The organism is Comamonas denitrificans (genome assembly GCF_017368815.1).
In the GTDB taxonomy this organism is placed as follows: Bacteria; Pseudomonadota; Gammaproteobacteria; order Burkholderiales; family Burkholderiaceae_C; genus Comamonas; species Comamonas denitrificans.
Genome location: NZ_JAFNME010000001.1, coordinates 129,146 through 154,546, shown reverse-complemented (window position 1 = coordinate 154,546; position 25,401 = coordinate 129,146). Strand labels below are relative to the sequence as shown.

At 64.4% G+C, this 25,401-nt stretch carries 19 protein-coding genes; 6 read left to right on the top strand and 13 right to left on the bottom strand.

Features of this window, described 5'->3' with window-relative positions:
- Window positions 1–52 precede the first annotated feature (52 nt).
- From J1777_RS00765 to J1777_RS00745, 5 genes are all read left to right on the top strand, one after another.
- Window positions 53–2,071, top strand: a complete 2,019-nt coding sequence (locus tag J1777_RS00765; protein ID WP_207573930.1) for a heavy metal translocating P-type ATPase — start codon at window positions 53–55, stop codon at window positions 2,069–2,071.
- A 61-nt stretch (window positions 2,072–2,132) separates the two neighbouring features.
- Window positions 2,133–2,789, top strand: coding sequence for a YitT family protein (locus J1777_RS00760; RefSeq protein WP_207573929.1), 657 nt, complete (start codon window positions 2,133–2,135; stop codon window positions 2,787–2,789).
- Between the two features lie 104 nt (window positions 2,790–2,893).
- The gene (locus tag J1777_RS00755; protein WP_207573928.1) at window positions 2,894–3,409 is read left to right on the top strand and encodes a DUF411 domain-containing protein; all 516 of its coding nucleotides are present in this window, start codon (window positions 2,894–2,896) and stop codon (window positions 3,407–3,409) included.
- A 66-nt stretch (window positions 3,410–3,475) separates the two neighbouring features.
- Entirely contained in the window at window positions 3,476–4,498 is a 1,023-nt protein-coding gene (locus J1777_RS00750; RefSeq protein ID WP_207573927.1) for a P1 family peptidase, read from the top strand.
- Entirely contained in the window at window positions 4,489–4,947 is a 459-nt protein-coding gene (locus tag J1777_RS00745) for an RNA-binding S4 domain-containing protein (protein WP_207573926.1), read from the top strand. Before J1777_RS00750 ends, J1777_RS00745 begins: the two co-directional genes overlap by 10 nt.
- 243 nt (window positions 4,948–5,190) lie before the next feature.
- Here the strand turns inward: J1777_RS00745 and J1777_RS00740 are convergent, their stop codons facing one another.
- The 3 genes from J1777_RS00740 to ppa form a co-directional block, all read right to left on the bottom strand.
- Window positions 5,191–5,529, bottom strand: a complete 339-nt coding sequence (locus J1777_RS00740) for a P-II family nitrogen regulator (protein WP_207573925.1) — start codon at window positions 5,527–5,529, stop codon at window positions 5,191–5,193.
- A gap of 49 nt (window positions 5,530–5,578) precedes the next feature.
- Window positions 5,579–7,210 (bottom strand): NAD+ synthase, encoded by a 1,632-nt coding sequence (locus J1777_RS00735; RefSeq protein WP_207573924.1) that lies wholly within the window; start codon window positions 7,208–7,210, stop codon window positions 5,579–5,581.
- A gap of 170 nt (window positions 7,211–7,380) precedes the next feature.
- On the bottom strand, window positions 7,381–7,908 hold the full coding sequence (ppa, locus tag J1777_RS00730; RefSeq protein ID WP_207573923.1) for an inorganic diphosphatase: 528 nt from the start codon (window positions 7,906–7,908) through the stop codon (window positions 7,381–7,383).
- Window positions 7,909–8,184: 276 nt separating this feature from the next.
- Between ppa and J1777_RS00725 the strand changes: the two genes are divergently transcribed.
- Window positions 8,185–8,757, top strand: coding sequence for a DUF2889 domain-containing protein (locus J1777_RS00725; protein ID WP_207573922.1), 573 nt, complete (start codon window positions 8,185–8,187; stop codon window positions 8,755–8,757).
- On the opposite strand, the gene bcsG is transcribed toward J1777_RS00725, so the two are convergent.
- The 10 genes from bcsG to tadA all read right to left on the bottom strand — a co-directional run bounded on the left by bcsG (window position 8,745) and on the right by tadA (window position 25,317).
- The gene (gene bcsG / locus J1777_RS00720) at window positions 8,745–10,322 is read right to left on the bottom strand and encodes a cellulose biosynthesis protein BcsG (RefSeq protein WP_207573921.1); all 1,578 of its coding nucleotides are present in this window, start codon (window positions 10,320–10,322) and stop codon (window positions 8,745–8,747) included. The two genes, J1777_RS00725 and bcsG, sit on opposite strands and share 13 nt — an antisense overlap.
- An 18-nt stretch (window positions 10,323–10,340) precedes the next feature.
- Window positions 10,341–12,767 carry a UDP-forming cellulose synthase catalytic subunit gene (gene bcsA, locus J1777_RS00715; protein WP_207573920.1) on the bottom strand — a complete coding sequence of 809 codons (2,427 nt, stop codon included), beginning with the start codon at window positions 12,765–12,767 and terminating at the stop codon, window positions 10,341–10,343.
- Window positions 12,767–13,522: a cellulose biosynthesis protein BcsQ gene (gene bcsQ / locus J1777_RS00710; RefSeq protein WP_207573919.1), complete on the bottom strand. Its 756-nt coding sequence runs from the start codon at window positions 13,520–13,522 to the stop codon at window positions 12,767–12,769. The genes bcsA and bcsQ overlap by 1 nt, the downstream gene beginning before the upstream one ends.
- Window positions 13,523–13,525: 3 nt before the next feature.
- Window positions 13,526–13,681 carry a hypothetical protein gene (locus tag J1777_RS00705; RefSeq protein WP_207573918.1) on the bottom strand — a complete coding sequence of 52 codons (156 nt, stop codon included), beginning with the start codon at window positions 13,679–13,681 and terminating at the stop codon, window positions 13,526–13,528.
- Entirely contained in the window at window positions 13,678–15,468 is a 1,791-nt protein-coding gene (locus J1777_RS00700) for a BcsE family c-di-GMP-binding protein (protein WP_207573917.1), read from the bottom strand. The genes J1777_RS00705 and J1777_RS00700 overlap by 4 nt, the downstream gene beginning before the upstream one ends.
- Window positions 15,469–15,481: 13 nt before the next feature.
- On the bottom strand, window positions 15,482–19,417 hold the full coding sequence (locus J1777_RS00695; RefSeq protein ID WP_207573916.1) for a cellulose synthase subunit BcsC-related outer membrane protein: 3,936 nt from the start codon (window positions 19,415–19,417) through the stop codon (window positions 15,482–15,484).
- The gene (gene bcsZ, locus J1777_RS00690; RefSeq protein WP_242700313.1) at window positions 19,414–20,601 is read right to left on the bottom strand and encodes a cellulose synthase complex periplasmic endoglucanase BcsZ; all 1,188 of its coding nucleotides are present in this window, start codon (window positions 20,599–20,601) and stop codon (window positions 19,414–19,416) included. The genes J1777_RS00695 and bcsZ overlap by 4 nt, the downstream gene beginning before the upstream one ends.
- Window positions 20,591–22,894, bottom strand: a complete 2,304-nt coding sequence (gene bcsB, locus J1777_RS00685; RefSeq protein WP_242700312.1) for a cellulose biosynthesis cyclic di-GMP-binding regulatory protein BcsB — start codon at window positions 22,892–22,894, stop codon at window positions 20,591–20,593. The genes bcsZ and bcsB overlap by 11 nt, the downstream gene beginning before the upstream one ends.
- A gap of 225 nt (window positions 22,895–23,119) precedes the next feature.
- Window positions 23,120–24,151: an LD-carboxypeptidase gene (locus tag J1777_RS00680; protein WP_207573914.1), complete on the bottom strand. Its 1,032-nt coding sequence runs from the start codon at window positions 24,149–24,151 to the stop codon at window positions 23,120–23,122.
- A gap of 32 nt (window positions 24,152–24,183) precedes the next feature.
- The gene (gene tadA, locus J1777_RS00675) at window positions 24,184–25,317 is read right to left on the bottom strand and encodes a tRNA adenosine(34) deaminase TadA (protein ID WP_207573913.1); all 1,134 of its coding nucleotides are present in this window, start codon (window positions 25,315–25,317) and stop codon (window positions 24,184–24,186) included.
- Between the last annotated feature and the right edge of the window lie 84 nt (window positions 25,318–25,401).

Below are 25,401 nucleotides of genomic sequence, written 5' to 3'. Positions count from 1 at the left end.
TAAGAGCTTTAACCGATTTAAATACAACGTTTTTAGAGCTTTTTACTAATAAATGAAACATCCATCAAGCCCCAGCTGCTGCACTGGCTGCAGCCCCTCCACCCCACGGGCACACCCTGGCGGTGGCGACCACGGGCATAGCCATGGCGCTCTGCCCTCGTGGCCGCGCATCAGCGCCGCGCTGATTTTGGCCTTGGGGGCCGAAGCCGCCCACTGGGGGCACAGCCAGTGGCCCGCCCTGCACTACCTTGGCATGGCGCTGGCCGTGGTGGCCATTGCCTTAACCGGCCTGGGCATTTACCGCCAAGGCTTAACCGATCTGAAAAACCGGCACCTGGGCATCCATGCCCTGATGGCCGTGGCCGTGACCGGGGCCTTTTTGATTGGCCAATGGCCCGAGGCGGCCATGGTGATGGCCCTGTACGTTGCCGCCGAGCGCCTGGAAGACCAGGCCATGGACCGCGCCCGCCACGCCCTTGGGCAATTGCTGGCCAGCACCCCCAGCACCGCCCAAGTGCAACAGGCCGATGGCCGCTACGCCAGCACAGCACTGGAGGCCGTGCCGCTGCACGCCATTGTGCGCGTGCTGCCGGGCGAGCAAATTCCGCTGGATGGCACCATCACCGAGGGTTTCAGCAGCATCAACCAAGCGCCCATCACCGGCGAGAGCACCCCGGCGGACAAAGGCCCAGGCGATACCGTGTGGGCGGGCAGCATCAACCAGCACGGCCTGCTGCTCATCACCGTGGACAAGGCCAGCCACGACAGCCTGCTGAGCCGCATCGTGCAAGCGGTCGCCCAGGCCCAGGCCCGCAAGGCGCCCACCCAGCGCTTTGTGGATCAATTTGCCCGCATCTACACCCCCATCGTGCTGGTGCTGGCCATCGCCCTGGCCGCGCTGGCCCCGTGGCTGCTAGGCTGGAGCGCGACCGATGCCCTCTACCAAGCGCTGGCCTTGCTGGTCATTGCCTGCCCCTGCGCCCTGGTGCTGTCCACACCAATCACCATCGTCAGCAGCCTGACGGCGGCGGCACGGCAGGGCCTGCTGCTCAAAGGCGGCAGCGTGCTGGAAACGGCCCACCGCCTGCGCCACATCGCCCTGGACAAAACCGGCACCCTCACCACGGGCCGCCCCAGCTTGCAAGACTGGCAAGTTCTGGGCTGCGCAGACAACGCTGCCCAAGCCAGCGCTACCGCTGATGCGGCAGAGTGCGCACGCACCGCGTACGCCATCGCCAGCCAATCCGAGCACCCCGTCGCCCAAGCCATTGCCCAGGGGTTGCAAGCCAGCATCGTCCAGGCCAGCCTGCCCACAGTGCAGCACATTACCGCCCTGCCGGGGCGCGGCGTGCAGGCCCAGCGGGCCGATGGCCACCCCCTCTTTCTGGTCAATCTGCGCTGGGCCCAAGAGCAGGGCCTGGCCACCCCGGCGCTTGCCGCCATCGTGCAGGCCCAAGCCGCCCAGGGCCGCAGCATCAGCCTGCTGGCCACACCGCAGCAGGTACTGGCCTGGTTTGCCGTGGCCGACACCCTGCGCCCCGAAGCACCGGCCGCTATCGCCCAACTGCACGCCCTGGGGCTGCAAGTGCACCTGTTCAGCGGTGACCACCCCGCCACCGCCCACGCCGTGGCCACCCAAGCGGGCATTGCGCACGCCCAAGGCGGCCTGCTGCCCGAGGACAAACTGCGCCTGCTGGCCGATTTACAAACCAGCGGCCCCACTGCCATGGTGGGCGACGGCATGAACGATGCCCCGGCCCTGGCCCAGGCCGATGTTGGCTTTGCCATGGGCGGTGCCCACAGCACGGACATGGCAATAGAGACCGCCGATGTCGTCCTCATGCACGACGATCTGCGCCGCCTCCCCGACACCGTGCACCTGTCGCGCCGCACCCGCAATGTGCTGTGGCAAAACATCGCCCTGGCCCTGGGCATCAAACTCGTGTTCTTTGCCCTGGCCCTCACCGGCCACGCCAGCATGTGGCTGGCGGTGCTGGCCGATATGGGGGTGAGCCTGCTGGTGGTGGCCAATGGCTTGCGGCTGCGCCGGTGGAAAGGGCAGAAGGCTTAAACCCCTTTGCCGCAGGAAATCAGCGCAAATCTACAATCGCGCTGATTTTTCTTGAAACACCATGCCCCCCTCCTCTGCCCGCAGTGATGCTGCCACCCCGGCCATCCTCACCTCTGCCCCCGAAGCCCCTGCCCACACCTTGCTAGAAGATGGCGCTGCCATTGCCACCGGTGTTTTGCTGGTGGCCTTGGGGGTGGCGTTTTTTAAACAAGCGGGGCTGCTGACTGGGGGCATCACCGGGCTGGCCTTTGTGCTGCACTACAGCACCCACACCAGCTTGGGGCTGTGGTTGTTTGTGCTGAATTTGCCGTTTTACTGGCTGGCGGTGCGCAAGCTGGGCTGGGCCTTCACCCTGAAAACTTTTTGCGCCGTGGGGCTGCTGTCGCTCATGACCGAGCTGCAACCGCATTGGCTAGCCCTGCACAGCATCCACCCGGCGTACAGCGCCATTGCGGGCGGCACCTTGGTGGGGGTGGGCATGCTGATCATGTTTCGCCACCGCTGCAGCCTGGGCGGCATTGCCATTGCGGCCCTGTATTTGCAAGAGCGCTACGGCTGGCGCGTGGGCCATGTGCAAATGGTGCTCGATGGCCTCATCCTGATCAGCGCCTTTGCCCTGCTGGAGCTTGACCGGGCGCTGTGGTCGATTCTGGCCGGGGTGGTGCTCAACCAGGTGCTGTCCATGAACCACCGCCCAGGGCGCTACGTGGTGGTGTAGGCCGTACCGGATACCGGGTACCGGGTATCAGCCCCAGCGCAGCAGCGGGAACTTTCAAGGCCCCAGCCCCCCTCTATCACAGGTCTTTTCTTTTGAGGTTTTTTATGCCACAGCACCGCCCCTCGCGCCGCAGCGCCCTTTTGCACCTAACCGCCCTGGCCACCGTGGCCGCCACCAGCGGGGCCAGCTGGGCTGCGGCCCCCACCGCCCAGCCCATCCCGGTAGAGCTGTGGAAAGACCCCACCTGCGGCTGCTGCCACGACTGGATCACGCACATGCAGGACAACGGCTTTGCCGTCACCGCCCACGACACCGGCAACACCGCCGTACGCGCCAAGCTGGGCCTGCCGCCAGAACTGGGCTCGTGCCACACCGCCTTGATTGGGGGGTATGTGATTGAAGGCCACGTTCCCGCCAGCGATGTGCGCAAGCTGCTGGCACAAAAGCCCAAGGCCCTGGGCCTGACCGTGCCTGGCATGGTCATCGGCAGCCCCGGCATGGACACCCCCGCCTACAACGGCCGCCAAGACCCCTACGACGTGCTACTGGTCACCAAAAAAATGCTGGGCAGCGGGGTGAACACCAGCGTGTTTACCAGCTACCGCCACAAAACCGGCTAATTTTTACTATAAAAAGAGCTGTTTTCGCTTATCCTGCAAGCGGTAACAGCTCTTTTTATTGATGTTATGACAGACGACCTTTTGGCCCACAACGGCCACCTTGCCCAGGTGCTGGGCCTGCACGTGGGCCACTTCACCCACCCCGATCGCCCCACCGGCTGCAGCGTGGTGCTGTGCCCGCAAGGGGCCACCGCCGGGGTCGATGTGCGCGGCGCAGCGCCCGGCACGCGCGAGACCGATTTGCTCCACCCCAGCCACTTGGTGCAACACGTCCATGGCATCACCCTGGCCGGGGGCAGCGCCTGGGGGCTGGATGCCGCCAGTGGCACCGCCCGCTGGCTGGAAGAGCACGGCGCGGGGCTGGACATTGGCGTAGGCCGCCTCCCCTTGGTGCCGGCGGCCGTGCTGTTTGATCTGACGGTGGGCGATATGCGCATCCGCCCCGATGCTGCGGCCGGGTATGCCGCCTGCCAGGCCGCATGCGCGGCGGCCCCACACCAGCGTCCGGCCGAGGGCAGCGTCGGTGCCGGAGCGGGGGCCTTGGTGGGCAAAATTTTTGGTTTTGACCGCGCCATGCAAGGCGGCATTGGCACGGCCAGCTTCACCGTGCATGGGGTCACCGTGGGGGCCTTGATTGCCTGCAATGCCGTGGGCGATGTGTACCACCCGCGCAGCGGGCAATTGCTGGCCGGTTGCCGCAGCAGCGATGGCCGCCAGCTCTTGGGGGCCCGCGATGCCCTGCTGCAAGGCCATGCGCCCCAGTCCTTGCTGGCCGGTAGCAACACCACCATTGGCGTGGTCGCCACCGATATGGCACTGACCAAAGCCCAGGCCCAGCGCCTGGCCACCGTGGGCCACGATGGCCTGGCCCGCGCTATCAATCCCGTGCACACCATGAGCGATGGCGACACCTTGTTTGCCCTGGGCACCGGCCAAGCCCCCAAAGCGCTGGATTTAATGACTTTATTCACCCTGGCCGCCGAAGCCGTGGCCATTGCCACCGCCCGCGCCGTGCTGCTGGCCCGCGCCTTGCCCGTGGCGGGCCAAACCCCGGCCCCCAGTTGGGCCGATATGCCACCATGTCTGTAATAAAACCCGACTCCACCCCCAGCACCGGCGTGCGCCTGGACAAATGGCTCTGGGCGGCCCGCTTTTTTAAAACCCGCAGCCTGGCGGCCGAAGAAATCCACAAAGGCCGGGTCAGCATCAATGGCAGCACCGCCAAGGCCGCCCGCGAGGTGCGCGTGGGCGACACCATTGCCCTGCGCCAGGGCAATATGCCAAAAACCGTCATCGTGCGGGCACTATCGGCGATGCGCGGGCCTGCCACTGTGGCCCAACTGCTCTACTACGAAACCGAAGAAAGCCAGCAACAGCGCCTGCAATTGACTGTGCAGCGCCGCCTGGCCCCCGAACCGGCCGCCGCCATCAGCCAACAACGCCAAGGCCGCCCCACCAAACGCCAACGCCGCGATTTGGACACGGCCCGCAACAGCGGCAATTGGGGCGAGCGCTGGAGTGCGCACTGGCAGGAGTAGCGATAACGCCCCGCCACCCGAGGTGGTCTGCACAGCGCAAACCACCGCCCGCCTGCAGCGCTTAGAACGTGTTCATGATCTCGAATGAAGGTGTGGGGGATGCGGTTCGGGATGGGTTGCGAGGCGCAAACCACAGCAATAGCTTGGCTATTGCGAGGATTTGCAACGACGCAGACCGCCCGAAGCCGCGCCCGCACACCCATGAGGAGATCGTGAACACGTTCTAAGATCGTGCACACGTTCTTAAATCGCTGCCTCGTCCAGCTCGCCGGTGCGCACCCGGATCACACGCTCCACCGAGGTGACAAAAATTTTCCCGTCACCAATTTTGCCGGTGCGCGCCGCGCTGACGATGGCATCCAGGCAGCGATCCACGTCGGCATCGTTCACCACCACCTCGACCTTCACCTTGGGCAAAAAATCCACCACGTATTCCGCGCCCCGGTACAGCTCGGTGTGGCCTTTTTGGCGGCCAAAGCCTTTGACCTCAATCACCGTCAAGCCGACGGTGCCGCACTCGGCCAAAGCCTCGCGCACGTCTTCGAGCTTGAAGGGCTTGATGATGGCGGTGATCATTTTCATAACAACTCCAGAAAAATAACAATAGCTAGTAGCACAGAAAAATAAAGGGCTAACCGGTAAAACGATGTGTCATCGGAATCTGCCAGTCGCGGGTAAACGCCGTGGGCGACAGGCGCGGCCCGCCGGGGCCTTGGCGGCGTTTGTACTCACTCAGGCGCAGCAGGCGCAAAGTTTTTGCCACCACCTCGGGGGCATAGCCCGCCGCTTCCAGCTGGGCCGGGCTGGCGTTGTGCTCCAGGTACTGGCGCAGCAGCGCATCGAGCACCTCGTAGGGCGGCAGGCTGTCTTCGTCTTTTTGATCGGGGCGCAGCTCGGCGCTGGGCGGGCGGGTGATGATGCGCTCGGGGATCGGTGCCACCAACCCCGTATGCAACGGGTCGTGCGCATTGCGCCAGCGGGCCAGGGCAAACACCTCGGTTTTCCAGACATCGCACAGCACGGCAAAGCCGCCGGCCATATCGCCGTACAAGGTGCCGTAGCCCATGGCCACCTCGCTTTTGTTGCTGGTGGTCAGCACCACGTGGCCAAATTTGTTCGACAGCGCCATCAGCAGCGTGCCCCGGCAGCGGGCCTGCAGGTTTTCTTCGGTGGTGTCCATCTGGGTGCCCGCAAACAACGGGGCCAAAGCGGTTTCAAACGCTTGCACCTGGGGGGTAATTTCAATCACATCGTGGCGCACGCCCAGGCCATCGGCCATGGCTTGGGCATCTTTCCAGCTGATGTCGGCCGTGTAGGGCGAGGGCATCATCACCGTGCGCACGCGCTGCGGGCCCAGGGCATCGACGGCAATGGCCAGCACCAGGGCCGAATCAATGCCGCCGGACAGGCCCAGCAACACGCCGGGAAAGCGGTTTTTCTCCACGTAATCGCGCACCGCTTGCACCAGGGCTTGCCACAAAATACAGAGTGGCTCCCGCACTGGATATAAGGAATTGGCTGACAAATCGTCATTTTTTATTGTTATATCAGCGCAAGCAGCTACGAAATATTCTAGTCTTTGCACCACGTGCCCGTGCCGATTGCTGGCCACACTGCCCCCGGCAAACACCCAGTGGTCAAACCCGCCCGCCCACTGGCTGCTGACCACGGGCCGCTGCACTGCCTGGGCTTGCGCGGCCAGCGCGGCCTCCAGCGCCTGGGGTTGGCCGGCATAAAAGGCTTGCAGGGGCAAGGCCACAATCACCTGGGCGCAGGCCGCCGCCGCGTGGGCGCAGGCCGGGGTGAGTGCATCTTGGCCCAGCAGCACGGCCAGCCGGGTTGCGCCAATGCTGAACTGGCACGGTGCGGCCACCATGGGCTGGCAATGGCGCAGCAAGGCGGCATCGCCCTGCAGATGCTGCTGGCCGCCGTGGGCAATCTGCGCCCCATTGCGCACCACGCTGACGGCATGCACCAGTACGCCGTCTTGCACTGCGGGGTAGGACAGCACCAGCGCCACATCGGGCCAGGCGGTGCTGGCGCTGATGAGCTGGTGCAAGGCGGTTTGCACCGCTGCCAAAAAGCTGGGGCGCAGCACATAGTCGCCCGCCACGGGGCTGCCACACAGGGCCAGGGCCGGGGGCACCAGGCAGGCCACGCCATCGCGCTGGGCTTGCTCGGCCGCCGTGGTTAATTGCTGCACATTGGCCGCCCAATCGCCCAACACCCCATTGCTTTGCAGTACGCGTAGTTGCGTTTGCACGGCTGTTTGCTCCGCTGTGTGCACCGCTGCCCCTTTGTAAAACCAAAACCGGCGATTATCGGCGCTCAGGCCCCAACGCCAGCGCCGCCCACAAAAAAGGCAGTCCGCAGACTGCCTAGTGGTGGGCGTTGGTGGGCAGTGTTGGGCTTTAAGCCCGCAGCGCCAGCGGCTTAGCCTTGGTAGTTGGCCATGCCATCAACGATTTCTTTGTGCGCTGCGTCCACGCCTTTCCAGCCCAGCACTTTGACCCATTTGCCTTTTTCCAGGTCTTTGTAGTGCTCAAAGAAGTGGGCAATTTGCTGCAAGGTCAGCGTGTGCACATCGTCCAGGGTTTCGATTTTGTCGTAAGCGGGCAGGATTTTTTTGGTGGGCACGGCCAGCACTTTGCCGTCCACGCCGGACTCGTCTTCCATCTCCAGGATGCCGATGGCGCGGCAGGGCACGACCACGCCGCTGGGCAGGGGGAAGGGGGTCAGCACCAGCACGTCCACCGGATCGCCGTCACCGGCCAGGGTTTGGGGCACATACCCGTAGTTGCAGGGGTAGTGCATGGCGGTGCCCATGAAGCGATCGACAAACACGCAGCCGGTTTCTTTATCGACTTCGTACTTGACAGGGTCGGAATTGGCGGCAATTTCAATCACCACGTTAAAGGTTTCAGGGGCATTTTTGCCGGGGGTGACTTTTTCGAAAGACATGCTGATCACACAAGAGAAGTGAAAAATCACGGCTTCCGAAAGACTTGCTGCCTCTGGATGCCGCACGAAAACCGCGCATTTTAGGCCCAGCTGTCTTGCACAAGGCTTGCAATGCGGCGCTGATTGCATTAAAAATAATTAAATTCAATAGCTGTAAGCGCTTACAAATAAAAGGCAAAAGCGCTATTTCATCCCAAAAACGCCAATACCAGAGTGACTGCACACCATGGCCAAGGTTTGCACAATCGGCCGGTTTTTTTGCTGAATTTTCTTGCCATGCCTTTATCTGCCCCGACGATTGACCGCCAACCCCGCCACATCCGCAGCGTGCGCTACCAAAGCTTTGAGCGCAGCGATGGCCTGTGGGATGTAGAAGGGGAGCTGATCGACACCAAGGCCATGGATGTTCCCCGATTGGGCAGCGGCATCTTCCGTGCCGGTGAGCCCATTCACCACATGCACATCCGCGTGACCGTGGATACGCGCTTGGTCGTCCACGCCATTGAAGCGGCCATGGATGCCCACCCCATCCAAGGCTGCCCCGCTGCCCTGGATGCCATGCAGCGCATGGTCGGCTGCTGCATGGCCAAGGGCTGGCGCAAAGCGATTGAGGCCAATCTGGGAAAAGTGGCCGGTTGCACCCATATGCGCGAGCTGCTGATGAACATGGCCACCGCCGCATTTCAAAGCATTGGCGCGGCCTTTAGTACTGGGGGCGACACCCCCCCTTTGTTCTTAGGCGAATGCCAAGGCTGGAGATTCGATGGCCCAGCCGTGGCCGAGCACTTCCCGAAATTCATCGGCTACCTGCGCCCGGAGCCAGCGGGCAAGCCCCCTCACGGGGCATAGTTCACCCAGGCAGAACTTTTGCCCGAGCGCATCAGGTAGCCCCCCGCATCGGGCGCTCGCATCATCACCACATCGTCGTTTTCGGCGACAAACGCGGTGGTTGTCAGCGTTTGCAGGCGCTCGGCCCAGGGCGGGGCATCGGCCGCAAACGGGCTGCGCTCAATCAGATCAAACACCAGGCGATTGACATCGTAGTAGCTGACGGGGGCCTCCACGGTCAGCGGTGTGCTGGCTTGTCCATCGGATGCATCGGGTGCCTTGGGCGCATTCGCAGGTGGCAGGCCAATCAGCTTTAAAGCGGCGGGCACCAGGGTGATGCGCGGGTTCGGAATTTCGCGCATCCCCGAGATTTGGTATTTATCCCCGCGCAAGGCAGCGCCATGCTCGGGCATGAGCAGCACCGCCACAGGGCGGCCGGTGCGTTCCAATTCGGTCAGAAACTGGTCAAAGTCGGCCAGCAATTTGCTCAGGCGGGGTTTGTAAGTGTCCAGGCTGGAGCGCGAGGCCACCCCCTCGATGCGATTGCCGTCATGCAGGCTCACGGTGTTGTAGTACAGCGCCACCGGCTGCGGCCCTTGGGTTTGGCGTTGCTGCCACCACCGGCTGAGCAAGGCCCCGTCGGCATAAATCGGTGAGCCATCAAAATTGCGCATGGCAATGGGCACGCCCTGCGGGTTCTGCAGCCGCCCTGCCAGGCCACCGCGCGCTTGCAGTGTCTTGGCAAAGTCGTCAAACACCCCATCGTGGTTGAGCAGGCCCTGGGCGGTGTAGCCCAAGGCCTCTAGGCTGGGGAAGAGGTAACAGGCGGCATCCCCACCTTCGTACAGGTCATGGTGCGAAGTTTGACCGCACGCACCCCGCGTCAGCCGCAAGGCCGCCGGGCCGCTGTAGCTGGCCGCGCTGTTGAATTGGGTGAACACCACATCAAAACGCTGCAGCAAAGGGTGGTCTCGCAGGCCGACAAACTCCATGTCATCCCACGACAAGGAGCACACCTGCAGCACCACAATGTCAAAAGGCGGGGCGGCCTGGGGGGCCGGGGTGAGCTGGCGCTGGGCTTGGCTGGCATAAAAGGCTTGCAACTGCGCATCGGGGGTTTGCACCAGGGTTTGCCCATCGGCCTGCACCAAGGCAATGGTGGCAGGCGCAGGGGCAGCGCTCCACAGTGCGGCCACAGGCACGCTGAAAATCCCCAAAAAAACCACCGTGGCAAACCGAATGCGCCGCGCCAACAGCCCATACACCACCACCAGCGCCAAGGCCGCCACCAGCGTGCGCACCTCCACCGCCCGCTGCACCAGCTCGGCCAAATAATCCAGCCGAAACTGCGCCAAGGCGGTCACTTGCGACAGCACCCGGCCGATCGCCGGTAGGTAAGAGTCGTAATACAGCAAACTCAGCGCCAGGGGCCAGGCCACCCAGGCACGCACGGTGCGCACCCGTCCGGGGGCCAGCGGCCACAGCAAGCACAGGGCCAGCAGCAGGTTGGCTGGCCAATGAAAGTTCATGCGCCCGGCATAGAACAAGCCCAGCTTGGCCAAAAAATAAAAACTCCAGTGGTGCATGGTGGGGGTGGGTTGGGGTCAAGCCGGCGCAGAGGCGGGGCGATTTTTCACGAAGCGATCGCGCAGCTGGTTTTTCAGGGCCGTCCAAATGGTGTGGTAGCCCTGGGCACCCAGGTGGGTAATTTCCTGCAGCCCCAGCAGCGGGCGGTCTGGTTCCTGGTTGTCATTCCAGTGCGTCCAGGAGTCGGGGCGGGCAAAGGTGCACTGCACCAGGGCGATTTGCTGCTCTTTCGAGAGGTTTTCAAACTCCACGCCCAGCGTGCCCCGGCCCGGATCGAGCATGACCTTGGCGGAGAAGGCGTGTTCGCAATCGTCCCACCACAGGCCGACATGCACCTCGCTGCCCACGGGCAAGGCCTGCCACTGTGCCAGATCCAATTGCTCCAGCTGCAGCCCCAGGCCACTGAGGGAATAGTCGGTGCACGTGGCGTGCAGGACGCGGCCATCGGGCAGGTACAAGGTGGCGGGCAAGGTGGCAGCGACCCGGTGCATTTTGCGCACCTGGCGCGCTTCCGCGGCCACGCCAACGGCGGCCCCCAGCATGAACAGGCTGTAGGCGGTCCAAATCAAGTTCATCACCACCGTGGAAGTCTCGTCGGTGTTCCACCAAAACAGGCGCACCAGGCCCACGCCAAAGGCGGCGATGTTGAGCACCATCAAGATGGTGTAGGGCAAGGAGGTGGTCCAGTCAAAGTAGGAGCGCTCCACCAGCCCACCCTTGGCCGTGACGTTGAACTTGCCCAGCTTGGGGTTGATGATGGCCAAGGTGGTGGGCAGGGCCACGTACCAGGCCAGCACCGTCTCGTACACCTCGGCCCAGAAGGTGTGGCGGTATTTGCCTTGTACGTGGGCGTTGGCCACCCCGGCTTGCACGATGTAAGGCAGCACATACAGCGCCAGCAAAAACGCATGCGCGTGAATGATGTAGATGTGGAAAAACAAATACGCCATGGGGGCCGTCAAAAACACCAAGCGCGGCAGCCCAAAGAAAAAGTGCAGCATGGCATTGCTGTAGCAAATGCGCTGCCACAGCGTCAGTCCCTTGCCCAGCAGGGGGTTGTCGGTGCGGAAAATCTGTGCCATGCCCCGCGCCCAGCGAATGCGCTGGCCGACGTGGGCCGACAGGCTTTCTGTGGCCAGACCCGCCGCCTGGGCTTCGTTGATATAGGCCGTGGTGTAGCCCCGGCGGTGCAGCTTGAGGGCGGTGTGCGCATCTTCGGTCACGGTTTCAACGGCAATGCCGCCCACTTCCATCAATGGCTCGCGGCGAATCACGGCGCACGAGCCGCAGAAAAACGTGGCATTCCAAAAATCGTTGCCATCTTGAATCAGGCCATAAAACAAGGCCCCTTCATTGGGCACGCGCCGAAAGGTGCCCAGGTTGCGCTCAAACGGGTCGGGCGAGAAGAAATGGTGCGGCGTTTGCAGCATGGCGCATTTTGGATCGCGCTGAAACCAGCCGACGGCGGTTTTCAAGAACGAGCGCGTGGGCAGGTGGTCGCAGTCAAAAATGGCGACCAGCTCCCCATCGGTTTTCTGCAAGGCGTGGTTCAGGTTGCCCGCCTTGGCGTGGTGGTTGTCCGGGCGGATGATGTACTGCACCCCCACTTCGGCCGCAAACGCCCGAAATTCCTCGCGCCGACCATCGTCCAGGAGATAGACCTTGAAGCGATCGGCCGGCCAATCCAACGCCATGGCCGCCAGCACCGTCGGGCGCACGACGGACAGCGGCTCGTTGTAAGTGGGAATGAACACATCCACGGTGGGCCAGGACTGGGCTGCGCCTTGCAAAGGGGCCGGCGCACGCTTGAGCGGCCACGCCGTCTGAATAAAACCCAACACCACGATCAGCCAGGTGTAGGCCTCGGCCGCCAGCAAGCCATAGCCCAAAACGGCTTGCGCCAAGGTCTCAAACTCCAGCGTCGTCGTCACGCGCCACCAGGCATAGCGGCCGGTGGCCAGCAAACTGATGGCCGCCAGGGCCAGCGCGGGAAAGCGCCCCGGCAAACGCCGCACCACCAAGGACAAGGCCCAGGCAAAAATAAAAAACAACAGCTGGCCAAACCAGTTGAACGGTGTCGTCATCACAATCACCGCCGCCACCATGGCCAGGCCCAAAGACAGCCAGCGCAGGCTGGGATACCGCATCAGCAGCTGCACGGAGCGCTCGATCCGCGCCGTGGTTTTTGGCTTATTTATAAGAGCTGCTAGCGCATCCAATCCGCGCAAAGTCATGCGTAATGGCTCCAAAATCAAATTAAAAGCAACGGAAACAGCTCTTAATACTGTAGCAATATGCCGCCCCAGCCAGGCCAACAACGGCCACCCCTGGGGGCGCTGCTCTGGGGGCAGTACCAAGGCCCGCCACACCCACTGCCACCACGGGGCGGCCTGTGGCACCCCCAGCACCTGGCGCAGCCATGCAACGGCGTACCGTAAGCCCATCAAACACCTCCTTGGGGCCGCACCAGCGGCAGCTGGGCCAAGGTCTGCTCCAGCCAGTTGGCAATGCCTTGCAAGTCGTGGGCGGATTGGGCGTAGGGGGTCATCTGATGCACGCACAGGCCCTGCGCCTGGGCCTGGGGCAGGTGTTCGTCCTGGTGCAGGACGTAGGGCAACAGCTGCCCAGGCCACTGCAAGCGCAACTGGGCCAAGGCATCGCGGCGGCTGGGGCTGCGCGGGTCCACCCCGGTGACCACCATCCCCACGCGCTGGTGTGGTTGCAAACCGGCCAGCAAGGCCTGCAAAGACGCTTGCAAGCACACGGCACGCCAAGCCGCGTCCAGCACCACCAGCACCACATCGGCACAGGCCAGCGCTTGCTGCGCCAAGGGGGCGGGCAGGGGCGGGGTGTCCAGCAGAACCACCGTGGGGTCAGGCACATCCAACGCCTGCAATTGCTGCACCAGCCAAGGGGCGGCCAGGAGCAGCGGGGCAGCGCACGGGCCATGCGCAAGCAAGCGCACGCCATCGGCATTTTCCAGTGCCGCATCGCCCAACCAGCCACCGGCTTGCACGGCGCTGTGCCACCCCGTTGGGGGTTGCTCGCGCATGCCCAGGTACAGGCCCAGGGTGTTTTGCGCACTCAACTCCAGCGCCACCACGGGGTGCCCGCGCTCGGCCAACAACGCCGCACTGTGCGCCACCAAGGTGGTACACCCCACGCCCCCCAGGGCCGAAACAAAAGCCACAGTGCGCATGGCTTACTCCGGCTGCCCAGGCGCACGCTCGGCAGGCATGCGGTAGGGTTGCAAATACCGGGGCCTGCGGGACAAGGCCGACAAACCACCGTGGCGCCAGGCGATGGTGCCCAACGCGGCTCCCAGGGTTAGGCCCAGGGCCAAATACCAACCGCTCATACACTGGACTCCAAAATTTTTGTGCTGCGCCGCCCAATCGGGTGGGCACGCCAAGGCTGTGCGGCACGCTCTGTCTGGGGCGGCGGGGGGGCCATCGGCGGCAGCAGCGTCATTGCCGCCGGTGCTGCCGCCACCACAGGGGCTGCGGCAGGCTCAACAGCAAGATCGACCACCGCAGCGGCTGCCGCCTGCAAGGCCACCGTGTAATCCGGCAAGCGTGCGGCCTGGGTGCGCAATTGCTGCAAGGCATGGGCAATGCCGACCTCGGAGCTATCGACCGTTTGCGCCGCAAACAATTGCTCCAGCGGCAGGGCAAACATATTGTTCAGGGCGTAGGGCACATCCGAAGGCGTACAGGCGAATAAAAAGAGCTGCAACCCCTGGGCATCGGCGGTGACCAAGTCCCCATTGCGCAAAACGCGACAGGCTTGGAGTGCGTCCACATGGGCAATTCGGGGCAACAGCTGCAAATGCACCAGAGAATGGACCAACCCCACCGCCCGGCTGCGCTGCAGCATCTGGCGGGCCGCTTGTTCAAACGCCGCCGGGGCTTGGTAGCCGCGCACATGGGCGGGGGCAAAGGCCCCCAGCACCTGCTCCATCGTGCCTTGCACTGGTTGGGTGTGGACCAAGGTGCGTGCCGAGGCAATCATGCGCAGCAAGCGGGCAAAACCCAGCTCGCGGTAGGCCACCGCCGTGACCCCCAAGTGCAGCAAAGCCTGCTCGCTGTGCGCGCGCAATTTGCCCGAGGTCTCGCGCACAATGATTTTGACGCTGGGGGCCAAGCGGCTGCGCAGGCGGTACACCAGGGCGCACAAGGCATCAAAGGCCTGCGGATCGCCCACATCCAGCAGCACCGTGGCCCCCTTGGCCTGCTGGGCAGCGTGTTCTAAGGCGGCCCAGTCGGGCAGCACCACCCAGTGCGCGGGCACCTCAATGGGCGGGGGCACGCAGGCGGTGGTGGTGTACACCACCTCCAGATCGGGCGCTTGCACCAGCACCGGCACTTCGCCATGCGAGTAGCTGCCCGCATAGCACAACCGCCCGGCCTGCAGTTGCAGGTCATAGCGCATATGAAACACCATCCCCTGGGGGCCATCCCAACTGTGCAGGGCCAACACTGGATGGTCGCCGGTGTGCTCCAGCGTGGCCACATGGCCCAGGCCCAGGCTGGCCGAACGGGCCGCGCTGGCCAGCTGTTCCGCCTCGGCCAAAGAGGCCTGCAGGGCAGCGCCCCCCGCACTGGCTGGGGGGGCCAAGGGCAGCATCAGCACGATGGGCCAGGCGTGGCGTTTGGCAAAGCGGCGCAGCTGCCCGCCCAAACTGCGCAGTTGCGCTTGCGATGCGCCCGAGAGCATGGCCCGGGCATCCAAAACGCACAGACTCGCCCCAGCGGCTAAGCCCGCGCGGCGCACTTCGCTGGCCCAGGCCCCCAAATTTTCTTGGCGCAGCAAGGCTTGTTGCTTGGCCGGGAACAGCATCACTTGCAACTGACCCGCCGCATAGGCTTGGCGCAAAGGGGCGTGCTGCCACAGGGCATCGGCCTGCTGGGCGCTGCTCGCCAACACCAGCACCGGGCCAGCGGCCAGCAAACTTTGCAGCACCAAGGGCCCCCACACTTGGCTGCTGGCTTCATCGGCGGCCAACAGCACAGCGGGCGCGCCCGCAGGCAGCACCCCCACCCCAGCGGGCAGGCCATCCATGCCCACCGACACCGGCTGGGCCGGTTGGGCCGCAACCCGCCAAAAACGCTGCCACCACGAGCGCCTGTCTTTTCTTGCCGTCATAGTGTTTGCCATCTCAAAAATCCGAATAGGGCTGCACTGGGCGCGGTCGGTCCGCCAAGGGCGCGCGCACCGGGTCAATGAGCCAGCGCATGTACAGCAGGGCATTGGTGGGGGCGTAGTACGCCGAGCGGTCCAGCGACAGCTGCGCCCCCAGGGCCAGATTGCGGGTGACTTGGTACTCCACCACGCTGCGCAAGGAGCGCCCTAGCCCACTGCTGCGCCCCCCGTCAAAGAAAGGGGAAACGCCTTGCGCCTGGGCCTGCCCTTGCAGTGCGGCACTGCCGGGGTAGTAAGGGCTGGCCTGGCTGGAGCTGCTAGAGAACGACAGCGCCCCGCGCACCAGCCAGGTGAGTTTGTTGCGCCGCCCGCCCCACTCGATGGGCAGGCTCAGGGAAAGGTAGTTTTTCGGGCTGTAGTAGCCCCCATGGCCCCAGGTGTACTCCGACAGGTCTTTGCCATAGCTCCAGTACGACAGGGCCAGCCCGGCATTGACCGTGCTGTACTTTCCCTGCCACACATCGCGGTCTGCGGCCGCCCGCAATTGCAAGCGGGTGTTGTTTTGCACGTTTTTGCCTTGCAGCACGGCAAAACTGGCCGACAGCGAGGTGCTCACCGGCCCCATCGGCCGGCCCACCCGGCCACTGAGGCCAGTGGCGACCACCCCGCCCCAGGTGTTGCCGGTGATCGGGTCGTGCGCCCCGGCGTAGGACAGCAGGCTGCCAGTAATTGGGCGGCGCGATAGCTCAACGCGGTAGTTGAAATCCTCATTCCACTCCCCGTACGAGACACCGCCCACCAAGTTGGTCACCGGCATGCCCGCGCCAATCACGCCCACATCCCACTCCAGGCCCGTGCCCCGGTAGCCAAAACCCAGGTTCATCCCATGGCCGCGCGGCGTGCCGGGCGAGGTGGGGTAGGCGCTGCTGGGCCAGGCGGCCACTTGGCCATATTCCAAGGCATCGCTTTGGGCCAAGGGCAAGCCCCCGGCATTGAGCTGCACCCGGTCGGCATGCAAAAAGTAGTGCCCCGCATAGCCTTTGGGCCACCAGGCCACGGTGGGGATTTCGTGGCCGTGCAAAGAAGAGATGCCCTCGGTCGAAGATTTGCCCACCCGCACCACGCCGGTCTCGATCCAGGCTTGGCGACGCGCTTCAATGGCGGCAATGTTTTCGGCGATGTACGCACTGTCTTCCTGCGTTTGGCGCTCTTGTTTTTGCGCGGTCTGGAAGTGGCCCAGCGCCTGGGCGTAGCGGTCTTGCGCCCGCTCCAGGCGGGCGGCGTGCAGCAGCACGGGGATGTCTTGGGGCGCGGTGGCCAGCAGCTTTTGCGCCAGGGCGTTGGCCGCCTCCAGCGCAGGAATGCGCTGCAGCAGGCGCAGCAAAGCCAATTGGTCGGTGGTGGCGCTTTGGGGCAAATGCGCCTGCAGCCACTGGGCTTGCGCATACGCGGCCTGGCGCTGGCCTTGGCGGGCATAGGCATCGCCCAGGGCCAGGCGCACCTCGGGGTTGTCGGGCAAGGCGGCTTGGGCTTTGCGCAAGGCGTGCTCGGCCTGGGCCCAATCGTTGGCAGCCAGGTGCAGGCGGCCTTGGCCCAAGTCAGCCTGGCCAGGGGGCAGGTGCTGCAGCCCCCACAGGGGGGCGCTGGCCAGCGCACGCGCCTGGGGCAGTTGCCCTGCGGCGGCCAAGGCCTCCACGGCGCGTTCGCGGTGGGTCAGCGTCAGTTCGGCCAAGCGTTGGGCTTCGGGGGCCTCCCAGCCCGGCAGGGCGTGCAAGGCGGGCAACAGCGTGGCCAGGCGCTCATCCATCGCCGCCTGCCGCGCCCGTGCGAACAAGGCCGCATGGTCTAAGCGCACGGCGGGGGGCAGCTTGTCTGGGCCGCCCAGGCGCTGGGCCAGGCGGTCAAACACCGCCACCGCCTGGGCCGCTTCGCCCTGGTCAAACCAGGCATTGGCCACGGCCCAAAGCAGGCGGTCATCATCGCCAGCGGTGTTTTCAGCCTCGGCCAGCAGGGCTGCTGCATTGGCCCCTGCTTTGTTTATTGAAGCTATTTTCGCTTGCACTGTCGATGATTTAAGGAGTGATTGCATAGCATCTGTACGCTGTGCAAGCGGTACATGCTCTAAATCTTGAACCGCCCCGGCGTAATCATTGGCGGCATTGCGGATCAAGGCCCGGGCAAAGCGCATTTCAACCGAACGGTCATCGTGGGCCATGCCTTCGTCCATGACTTGCAGCGCCTCGTGCGGCTGGGCAAGTTCCAGGTAAATGCGGGCGATGCGGTGGCGCAGCCACGGGTCGGCGGGGGTGAAATCGGCGGCTTCTTCCAACAGGCGCAAAGCGGCCCCCGGTTGTGCTTTGGCCACCAACAGATCGGCCTGGGCACTGAGCACCGTTGCCCGCAGCCCGTTGCGCAAGGCACGGCTGTCCGCACTGGTGTTGGCGTATTGGCCATATTCGTCCAAAGCCGCCTGGGCCGCTTCCAAGCGCCCAGCACGAATCAACAAGCCGACCATACTGCGCAACGCACCGCTGTGCCCAGGCTCAAGCACCAGGGCTTGGCGAAATAACTGCCGTGCCACTTCGGCCTGGCCTTGCTCGGCGCGGATTTGGCCCAGGGTGACAAACGCCTCGGCATTGGTTGGCTGCAGGCGCAGCGCCTGGGTGGCCCAGGCCGCAGCCTGCTCCAACTGCCCGGTGGCCTGGGCGGTATCGGCTTGCTGCAACAGCCCCCAGAACCGGGCCGATGCCAACAGATCGCGCCATTTTTCTTCGTCGGAGTGCTGCGCTGCCAAGCCCAGCAATTGCTGCGCCTCGGCATAGCGCGATTGGCGAAAACGGATTTGCCCCAGCATTCCCAGGGCCTGCGGCGCTTGGGGGCGCTGCTTGAGCACGGTGTGCAGATAGGCTTCGGCCTGGGCCGTGTTGTCCGCCTCCAAGGCTTGCTCGGCCGCAGCCAAGCTCAGGTTGATGGGGTCTTGGGCTTGTTGGAGCAGCTCGGCCACGGCCGTATCGTCGGGGTAGCGCCGCAGGTAGGCTTTGAGCCGCTGCTGGGCGGCCACGCTGGCTGGCAGGCGCTCCAGAATGCGCCGCCATACATCGCGCAGCCGGTAGGGGTCGATTCCGGGCTGGCCCGCCAGTGGTTCCACGGCCTGCGCCAAGGGCAGCGCCGGTGCGCCTTGGGCTTGGTCAATCTCCAAGGCGATCAGGCGGTATTCCAGCTCCCCCGTCTGCTCGTACATGCTTTGCGCCGCCTGGCGCGTGGCGCTGCTGGCTTGGGGCCCCAGATCGGTGCGCGCAACGATGCGGTAGTACTCCGTGCCCAAGGTGCCCGTTTGCGGCGGGCCATCCGGGAACAAGGCGCGGGCAATTTCAGCCGCTTCTTTTTCCCGGCCGGCACGGGCCAGCAGGCGCATGCGGGCCAATTCCTCTTGCTCGGCCCCGTACACGCGCACCAGGGCGGCCAGGTCGTGGGTTGCCGGCGCTTGCGGGTGTTGCTGGCGCAGGCGATCGAGGATTTTTTGCGCTTCCTCGGGTTGCTGCTCCAGCAGTGCGATATTGCCCAGCTCGGCCCAACCGGCAGGCGATTGGGGGTTGGCCAAGAGGAGTTTTTCAATGTTCTGCCGGGCCAAATCCACACGCCCCTGAACCAACCAACGGCGGGCATTGCGCAATAAATCCTCCACGCCCGCAGCGGCACTGCCCCGGTTTTGCTCCAGCTCAGGCGACGGTGCCAAGCGCACCTGCTGCGCCACGGCCGCTGCGCGGCCCGGGCGCTTGGGGGCGGCGGCTTCGCCCAGCGCAAGGCTAAAGGCCAGACCCGAGGCCAAGCGCAGCGGCGGGGCCGGGCTGACTGCTGGCAGCGGGGGCTGGGCCTGGGCCTGTACCGCGCCCAGGCCCCAGGCCCCCAGGCACACGGCCAAGGGGGTCCAGCGCAAACGCTGCGGTTTCATGCGGGGTCTCCCCAGGGCACCAGCAGCTGGCCATCCGCAGCAAAGCGGTAGCGGCCCTGCATCCAGCCTTGGCCCCACAGCATGAGGCAGCCGCCGTAATAGGCATCGGGCTGGGGCGGGTGGTCTGCCACATACTGTTGCTGCGCCGCTAGCGCCTGCGTCGCTTGCGCGGCCTGCAGCAAGGGCAGCAAAGCAGCGGCAAAGCCCCCACCGCCAGCGCCTTGCACCACGCCGGTGACGCTATCGACCATCTCTGGCGGGTAGCCCAAGGCAGCGACCCGCTCGACCATGGGGGCCAAGGCTTGCAGCAGCGGCGCATGGGCCGGATCTTGCGGGGCCAGCATGCCGGCCCATAAATACACCCGGATGGCGTTGTACGCGCCCAGGGCTTGCTGCTCGCCTTGGTGGTCGGGCACAAAGCCCTGATCTGCGGCGTACAGCACCCAATCGGGTGCAAACCCTCGGGGGGCGGATTCGATAAGCACCCGCTGGCTGCTGTGCAGCAAGGATTGCCACTGCGCCGCCGTCTGCGCTGGGGCCACCGCGGCCAAGCGGCGCAGCGCCTGCAGCGGCAAGTAGCTGGGGTTGAGCCGCCAGCGTTGCCCGGCCTCCACCACAAAACCCACGGGGCCGGGTAACAGGGTGTGGCCCAGGCCGGGCAGGTCGGCGGTTTCTTCGGCCAAAATGCGCTGCGCCAAGCTGCGGCCCAGCGCGCGGTAGCGGCGCACATTCCACAGCCGCCCAGCCTCAATCAAGGCGTAAGCAATCCAGACATCGGCATCCGAGGCGGCATTGCTGTCCAGCACGCCCCACTGGCCATCGTCTTGTTGGCCCCAGAGCCAGGCAGGCAGGCGGGTGGTCACATCCCCGGCGCACAGGTTGTCTTCTGTCCAGCGCAGGATGCTTTTGAACCGGGGGCGGTCATTGGCAATCAGGGCAAACATCAAGGCGTAGCTTTGCGCCTCAGAGTGGGTTTGCCCTTGCGCATTGGCCAGCACCCGGCCATCGGGTTGCAAAAAGCGTTGGGCAAAGGTGTCCCAATCCGCCCAGGCCCCCGCCCGCTGTGCGGATGGCTTGGGGCTGGCCCCAGCCAGGGCGGGCCAGCCCAGCGCACTGAGCAATAGCGTGTGTTGCAACAGCACACGGCGCGATGGATGGCTGCGGGCCCCGGTCTTAAGCATCATCACGCTCCAGACGGCGACGGGCCATGGCCCGCAAGCTGCCGTAGGCTATCAAGGTGACGACCAAGCCGGCAAAAATACCCAGCGCCGCCAATAAGAAGGGGTGGCTGTGCAGATGGAACCACGCCCATTTGTACCAAGGCAAATCCCCCACGTAATACACCGGGTTGATGCGAAAGCTCTCGACCACATCGCCGCGCAGCAGGCTCAAATCACCGTGCAACTGCTCCAACCGGCCGCGCTCGGTCAGCCCTTTGCCGACCCAATCCATGGCCTGGGCATTCGTCGCGGTCAAGGCCACCACACTGCGCCCTTTGGTAAAGGGCGATTGCAGCCCAACCACCGCCGCCAATGGCCCATCGCCTTCCAGGGTGGTCATCCCAGCAGCCACTTTTGTGGGGGCTCCTTCCCCCAGGCGAAACAGCTCATTAAACCGGTTCAAGCCCCGCGCCAGGGGTTGCACCGAGCGCTGGCCCGCTGCCAGCAGCGCAGGCAGATCGGCCTGCCATTGCTGCAACACGCTGTCTTGCTCCCCATGGGTGATCAGCAAAATATCGCGGTCTTTGGCCTGGTCAATGCTGTCGCTGGAGAGCAAGGCAAAGCGCGTTCCCGCATAGCCCGTAGAAGCGGCCATGCGGGCCACGGCGGCCAAGTAGGTTTGCACATCGGCCACCGTGGGCTGGCTGGGCAGCACAATTGCGGTCTGGGCCAAATCGGCGTACTTGGTAAACGGAAAGCCGGTATTGGCAAACGCGGCCAAATTGGGCATGGCGATGTAGTGATCAAACCCGGTGAGGTCGATGGTCGATTGCGGATCCAGCGCCGCCCGCAATTCCACCGGCTGGGTGGCGCGGCAGCGCCCCAAGTCTGCTGGCGGGATGGCAAAGGTAAATTGCATTTGGTTGTCGCCACCCACCATGAAGGCCGGAATCTTCATATTCGAGCGGGTCTGGCCTGGGGAATCCTCCACCAAGGGCAGCAGGGCGCTGACCTTGCCCTGGCTGTCCCCACTGGCGTACAGGCGGTAAGAGCGCAAAAACTGGTCATTGAGTGCCACATTCAACGCTCCCCGATCCGACAGCGGGGTCGGCGTGTACCGGTACTGCAACTGCAGGGGCACGCCTTTGGCATTCCAGGTAAATAAGTCTGGGGCCATGCGGGCGTTAATGCGAATCGTGTCGTACAGGGTGGTGCCACGCAATTGCAACTCTTCAGGGCGCTCCACCAACTCCCCCAGCGGCACCACACGCTTTGAGGAAATCCAGCGCGGGGCATCGTAGGCTGCCCGCAGCGCAGGAAATTCAAATTGCGTCACCTGCAAACTGCGCCCGGACAAAGCGGCTTTGCCCAGCGCCAACACCTGGGCCGCTTGCTCCACCTGCGCCTCATCCTTGCCCAAGACCAGCAGCAGTTGCGTCCCCGGCACCAGGGGGTGATCCACCATGCTCAAGGTAGGCTGCTCTACAGGCGGGAGGTCGTGCAAAAAGTCAGGGCGGTGGGCATTGGTGGCAATCACAATCGCCGAGCGCAGGGGCAACTCATTTTCCAGCACCGACAGCTCGGTGCCCCGGTACGCAGCCAACGCCCCCAACCAGCCCGCCACGGTGCCAGCGGCTTTGAGCTCGCCCTGGTTGGGGCGGGCCGCGTACACAATTGGCACCTGCACCGGGCGGCTATCACGGGGATCAAAAAACGGTGCTGGCAGCAAGGCCAAGTCCGTTTTCAAGGGCAGGCGGCGCAGCGTCAGATCCAGCCGACTTTGGCCACTGATTTCGGCCCACAGGCTGGAATGCTCCTGATCCTCACATTCCAGGGTGTAGTGCCCGATGAACTGAAACTGCAAACGGTTGTAATCGGCAAAGTAGGCCGGGGGAATGTCCAGCTCCACCTGGTGCATCAGGCCCAAGCGCTCTTTGGGCAACACAATGGTCTGGATCAGCTGGTCGTTGAACGACACCTTCAGGTGCGACAAATCGGCCAGCAGCGCCGGGGAGAGGGTAAATTGCAAACGCAAACGGGCCAGCTCCACCTGCTCATCGCGGCGAATACCCAGGCCCACGCTGACCTCGCTTTGCGTACCGCGCAAGCGCACCACACCGCCCAGCCCCAAATCCTGCAACCGTGGCCGCCAGTGCGAGACGGGCAGCGGCGGCTGCCCCTGCGCCGCCTGTTGAACCCGCGCAGCGCCAATATCGGACACCGGCACGGCCTCTTGCGACACTGTCTGTAGCGATAACGCGCCAAGCACAGCCCCCACACCTAAGCGCAGCCCCCACAAACTATCTCTTTGTTTCATAGCCATTTTTGCTTTATATGCATTGTTCTGTACCGCTGAAAGGGCACACCACCAAGCCCACTTCATTGCATTTCAGCAAGTAACAAAACTCTAACATTGGCAAGCGTCAATAGATTGTTAATTTTTTTTAAAAATGGAAGCCTATTAAATATTAACTATGATGAATTTACCGTGGCCACGCATGCTGCTGCCTTCAACAAACCCGCTTAGAACGTGTTCATGATCTTACACATGCCCCCAGTAGAGCAGCGCCTCCCGCCCCTGAACCGACAGCGACACCGTGGCCCCGACCGGCAGCAGCACCTTGGTGGGCACATGGCCAAACGGCAGGCCAGTCAGCACCGGGCAGGCCACTTGTCCGCGCAGCCGGTCCACCACGGTTTGCAGCTTGAAACCGGCATCGTGGCGGCTCAGGCTGTAGTCGGTGAACTGGCCCAACACAATCGCCTTTTGCCGCGCCAGCACCCCGGCATGCAGCAGCTGGGTGAGCATGCGCTCGATGCGGTAGGGGTGTTCGCCCACGTCTTCTAAGAACAAAATCCCGCCGTCAATCTGCGGAAAGTAAGGCGTGCCCAGCAAGGACACCAGCACCGCCAAATTGCTGCCCCACAAAATCGCCGCACCAGGAATGTCCACCCCCTCGGGCTGCGCCGTGGCCGCGCCGCGCTCTTTGGGCAGCCGCCAGCCTGCGCCCTCGCCCTGGCCGCACAGCAGGTCTTCAAAAAAGGCCTGGCAGATCTCATCCACCCCATCTTTGGCACCAAAGTCGGCGCACAACAGCGGCCCGGCCCAACTCACCGCCCCGGTCTGTGCCAACAAGGCGTTTTGCAAGGCGGTGAAATCACTCATGCCCACAAACTGCGTGCCTTGGCTGACGGCCTTGGCCACGGCGGCGTAATCAATGGCGGGCAACAAGCGCGTCAGGCCATAACCGCCCCGGGCCATCAGCGCCACGTCGGCCCCACTGGCGGCGGCACGGTGCAGGGCGGCCAGGCGCGTGGCATCGTCACCGGCAAAGCGTTGGTCACGGGCCAGGGCATCGGCATCCACCTCAACGCAATGGCCCATGGCCTCCAGGCGGCGCACCCCGCGCCGAAACGCGGCCTTGTCACGAATCACCCCAGACGGTGCGTACACATAAATATGCCGTGTGCCCGTGGGGTGGTGGTGGGGGCAGTCACACGCTTGGGGGTGGTGGTGGGAATGCGCATGGTCATGGCCATGCTGGGAATCGTGGGCAGGATGGTGAGAAGACACGGTAGAGGGCAGGCCCAAAGGCCATTGAAAAACTAAGTGCCGAAGTATTCCATAGCCGCCCTGACCTGCACCTGCGCAGTGGCGGCATCGTGCGGCACCGTGCCATGCCAACGCGCCACCGTGGCCTGCACCGGCCACTGCGCCCAGGCCCGGGGGCCAGCGCGGTGCCCAGCATCAGGAAACGGGGCCTGCGCTGCCGCACCCAGCGGGGCCGGGCCTTGCAGGCACCAATCCCACGCTGGGCCGGCAAGGGCGGGCAAGACGGCGGCGGCCCCCTCCTGCACCACCCAGCGGGGCTGATCAATTTTTAAAAACAAGAGCAGCTCACGCACTATCTGCGTATGTTTTTGCGGTAAATGCCATTGCGTTTTTTTGGGCTTGTCACTGCGCCCAAAGCCGGGCAAATCCACCGCCACCACCCGTTGCCCCGCTTGCAACAGCGCGGCCACCAGATAGCGCAGGCCATAGCTGCTGCCCACCCCATCGTGCAGCAGCACCCAGGCGGGGGCCGTGGGGGGGCCTTCGTCCACATAGTGCAGCCGCAATCCGGCCAGGCCGGGCAGATCGGCCACATACCGCGCCGCCCAGGGCCACTCCGGATCGGGGGCAAAACAGCGCTCGGGCGTGCGCACAGCATCCGGGCGCAGCGGCTGGGCCTGCTGGCGCTGCTGCTGGCGGCGTTGCTGAAAAAATTCAGCCAGCACCGCCGCACACTCCTCGGCCAAAACGCCGCCCTCCATGGTGGTGTGGGCATTGAGCTGCGGCAGCGCAAACACATCCAGCACCGACCCGGCCGCCCCGGTTTTAGGCTCCCGCGCCCCATACACCACCCGGGCGATGCGGGCGTTGAGCAGCGCCCCGCTGCACATGGTGCACGGCTCCAACGTGACATACAGAGTGCAGCCGTCCAGCCGGTAGTTGCCCAGCCGCTGGGCCGCCTGGCGCAGCGCCTGCACCTCGGCATGGGCGGTGGGGTCGTGCTGGCCAATGGGGGCGTTAAAACCCTCGCCCAGTACCTGCCCGCCTTTGACCACCACGGCCCCCACGGGCACCTCACCGGCCGCCGCCGCTTGCCGGGCCAAGCGCAGGGCGTGGCGCATCCAGTGCTGGTCGGTTTCAGCGCCATCAGACACTGCGGCAGGATCGGGAAAAAAGGGCTCGGACATAGGCGGCGCATTATCCGCCGCCACTGGCCAAGCCCCTGCCACAAGCCCCCGCCCTGCACGCCTGATCGCGCCCGCAGGGATAAT

What these genes read in the sequence shown, in the direction of transcription:
- J1777_RS00725 (WP_207573922.1), top strand. Translation starts at nt 8,185, where the DNA reads ATGCCTTTATCTGCCCCGACGATTGACCGCCAACCCCGCCACATCCGC.
- bcsG (WP_207573921.1), bottom strand. Translation starts at nt 10,322, where the DNA reads ATGCACCACTGGAGTTTTTATTTTTTGGCCAAGCTGGGCTTGTTCTAT.
- ppa (WP_207573923.1), bottom strand. Translation starts at nt 7,908, where the DNA reads ATGTCTTTCGAAAAAGTCACCCCCGGCAAAAATGCCCCTGAAACCTTT.
- bcsA (WP_207573920.1), bottom strand. Translation starts at nt 12,767, where the DNA reads ATGGGCTTACGGTACGCCGTTGCATGGCTGCGCCAGGTGCTGGGGGTG.
- J1777_RS00740 (WP_207573925.1), bottom strand. Translation starts at nt 5,529, where the DNA reads ATGAAAATGATCACCGCCATCATCAAGCCCTTCAAGCTCGAAGACGTG.
- J1777_RS00695 (WP_207573916.1), bottom strand. Translation starts at nt 19,417, where the DNA reads ATGAAACCGCAGCGTTTGCGCTGGACCCCCTTGGCCGTGTGCCTGGGG.
- tadA (WP_207573913.1), bottom strand. Translation starts at nt 25,317, where the DNA reads ATGTCCGAGCCCTTTTTTCCCGATCCTGCCGCAGTGTCTGATGGCGCT.
- J1777_RS00700 (WP_207573917.1), bottom strand. Translation starts at nt 15,468, where the DNA reads ATGACGGCAAGAAAAGACAGGCGCTCGTGGTGGCAGCGTTTTTGGCGG.
- J1777_RS00705 (WP_207573918.1), bottom strand. Translation starts at nt 13,681, where the DNA reads ATGAGCGGTTGGTATTTGGCCCTGGGCCTAACCCTGGGAGCCGCGTTG.
- J1777_RS00750 (WP_207573927.1), top strand. Translation starts at nt 3,476, where the DNA reads ATGACAGACGACCTTTTGGCCCACAACGGCCACCTTGCCCAGGTGCTG.
- J1777_RS00760 (WP_207573929.1), top strand. Translation starts at nt 2,133, where the DNA reads ATGCCCCCCTCCTCTGCCCGCAGTGATGCTGCCACCCCGGCCATCCTC.
- bcsZ (WP_242700313.1), bottom strand. Translation starts at nt 20,601, where the DNA reads ATGATGCTTAAGACCGGGGCCCGCAGCCATCCATCGCGCCGTGTGCTG.
- J1777_RS00745 (WP_207573926.1), top strand. Translation starts at nt 4,489, where the DNA reads ATGTCTGTAATAAAACCCGACTCCACCCCCAGCACCGGCGTGCGCCTG.
- bcsB (WP_242700312.1), bottom strand. Translation starts at nt 22,894, where the DNA reads ATGAAACAAAGAGATAGTTTGTGGGGGCTGCGCTTAGGTGTGGGGGCT.
- bcsQ (WP_207573919.1), bottom strand. Translation starts at nt 13,522, where the DNA reads ATGCGCACTGTGGCTTTTGTTTCGGCCCTGGGGGGCGTGGGGTGTACC.
- J1777_RS00765 (WP_207573930.1), top strand. Translation starts at nt 53, where the DNA reads ATGAAACATCCATCAAGCCCCAGCTGCTGCACTGGCTGCAGCCCCTCC.
- J1777_RS00755 (WP_207573928.1), top strand. Translation starts at nt 2,894, where the DNA reads ATGCCACAGCACCGCCCCTCGCGCCGCAGCGCCCTTTTGCACCTAACC.